This is a genomic window from Micromonospora sp. NPDC002411 (assembly GCF_053592955.1).
On sequence record NZ_JBSFBM010000566.1, the window covers coordinates 1 to 2472 of the forward strand.

General features: G+C 71.2%; 2 protein-coding genes. One reads left to right on the top strand and one right to left on the bottom strand.

The genetic code is table 11. The annotated features are described in order from the left end of the window. Positions 1–80 precede the first annotated feature (80 nt). Complete coding sequence (locus tag ACWCO3_RS33935) at positions 81–497, top strand: hypothetical protein (RefSeq protein ID WP_145780212.1); 417 nt, start codon at positions 81–83, stop codon at positions 495–497. 93 nt (positions 498–590) lie between these two features. Here the strand turns inward: ACWCO3_RS33935 and ACWCO3_RS33940 are convergent, their stop codons facing one another. Next, positions 591–2471, bottom strand: a complete 1881-nt coding sequence (locus ACWCO3_RS33940) for a hypothetical protein (RefSeq protein WP_450014048.1) — start codon at positions 2469–2471, stop codon at positions 591–593. Position 2472 lies beyond the last annotated feature (1 nt).

The window sequence follows — 2472 nt, forward strand, 5'->3', positions numbered from 1 at the left end:
CCGGGCGCCGGGTCGCGCGCGTATGTGGTGCATCGACGACATCGGGCTCCACGGTCCCGGTGCATTGAAGGAGGTCACCGATGAAGAGTCTCTCCCGACGTGGTGTGCGCGTCCTCGCGGCCGCCGCGCTGGCGGTGCCCGCGACGCTGGCGTTCGCCGGACCAGCCCACGCCGAGACCAACCCGCGCTGCGTGGATTCGGTCCAGATCGGCGCGACCGCGTACGTCACCGTTGGCGGTCAGACCGCCGCTTCGGTCAAGCAGTACAAGGGCTGCGGCAAGAACTACGCGTACACGTACGTGTGGCAGCAGTACCGGGAGACCCACGGCTCGTACCAGGTCTGCACCTCGATCGTGACCGGAACCACGCTGCGCGACCTGCAGTGTTCCAGCGGCAAGGAGGTCTGGTCCTCGGGCGCCAACACCCTGTCGGTGTGCACCCGGGCCCTCGGCGGGATCTCGGACGTGGCGCAGAAGGAGACCGAGGTGCGCTGCTGACCGCCGTACTCGACGGTGCACCACAGCGGCGGTTCCCGTGACCGCCGAGCGCGGCCCGGCGGTCACCCCGCCGGGCCGTGCTCGGTCACCGCCTCACGGGCAGGGCTTGCCCGCGCAGACGTCGACGACAGTGCCGGTGAGCAGGAAAATCGCCTTCTGTTTCTGGGCGCCGGCCTGGGCGCGCGGGAACTCGTGCGAGTCGTCGCCGTACTCCGGCCCGGCCGGTGCGAGGTTGGTCGGCGGCGGCGCCTGAGCCGCGCCGCTGTTCCAGACCACCACCGCCGAGCCGGTGTACGGGTACCTGCGGATCGGCGCGATCCCCCAGTACGGGCGCACGTCCGAGGACCAGCCGTCGGCGAGGGCGGGAGTGTGCAGGCGGGCGCCGATGGTGCGTGCCTGGACCTCGGCCGCGGCGGGCGACACCTGCTGGTCGCCGAAGGCCACGTGCATCAGCACCTGGTGTGCCGGGGTGCGCGGCAGCGGCCGGTCGGTCATGTGTTGCGCGTACCCGTTGGCCTCGGATCGGTCCCACACCATCTGCAGCAGCGCGAGGATCAGCTGTTGATCGGCCTTGTCCGGGTAGTAGCCGTCCAGCACCGTCTGGAACGGGGCGAAGTCCACGCTGCGTTGCAGGAGCGTGGAGTAGTTCATCGCCGGTACGCCGAGCACGGAGCGGGTCCAGTCCTGCGCGATGGCGGTGAGCGCCCCGCCGTTGATGCCGCCCTGGCTGTTGCCGTCGTAGTGCAGCCCGCCCGCCAGGTTGATCAGCGGCCGTGCGGTGGCGTCCCGGAACGCCGGGTGGGCGGCGAACCCGCCTGGGTGGATCATCGCGCGGCCCAGGAAGAGGAAGTTCAGGAAGCTCTGCTGCAACCGGTCCGCCACCGCCGGGAAGGCGCTGAGGTCGGTGAAGGCGCCAGCCACGTAGGGAACATCGGCGGCGGCCATGCCGATCCAACTGGTCGCGCAGAAGGTGAAGTTGTGGGTGTTCGACATCGTCCTGACGTTGCCGGCGTTGACCTCGGTCGGTCTGCCGAGCAGGCCGTGGCCGTAGAGCGACAGGTGAGCCGGCTTGGCGGCGGTGGCGCTGCGCGGGATGTTGCAGACGAAGTCGGCCGCCAGCGTCGTGCCGGACGGAGTGGGCAGGGCGTTCGGCGTCTGCGGCATCCCGGGGCCGCCAGTTGGCCCGTAGTGCAGCCGGGAGCCGGGCCCGCCGTCGCCGGTCAGATATGACGGTACGCCGACGGTGCCGGTCACCTGCCGGGCGATCAACGGCTCCTGCTCCGGGGCGTAGTCGGTCACCTGCGTGACGGTGAACGACGGCGCGTCACGCCGAAGGGCGGCGAACGCGCTGTCCCGCATCGCCAACATCCGCCCGGTCAGGCCCTGTCGACTGGCGACGGTGAAGTCCCAGGCCAGGTAGAGGCTGTGCCGCTTGACGCCGGCCCTGGTCAGGTCGGCGACGATCCGCTTCATCTGCGGGACGCGACTGTCCCGATGGCCGAGGCCGGCACCTGTCACGTACGACGTGAACGCCTTCGGCGCCGGGATCGTCGCCCCCGTGCCGTCGCGCATGCCACGCAGGCCGACGACGTAGCGGGTGCCCTCGGTCAGAGCCACCGCCGGCCGGATGATCAGCACCTGCCGGTCGGGCTGGCCGACCGCGTGCGCGTCCAGCTCGGCCCAGTACGGCGTGCGCTTCCCGGTTCGCGCGTCGAGCAGGACGATCGGCGCGTCCGGTGCCAGCGAGCGGCCGATGTCGGTGACCGGCGCGATCCCGGTCGCCGCCACGTCGAGGCCGGGAACCCGAACCAGGATCGGTGAGCCGGGGCTGAACCCGTCCTGCCGGTTCCATTCCGTCGGGTCGATCGGGGTCCCCTGCGCGTTGGCCGGCATGGCGGAGGCGGCGATCCGCACCCGCTTGCCCGTGGGGCTTGTCCGATCGGGCACCGTGAAGTAGTCGTTCGGGAACGGCAGC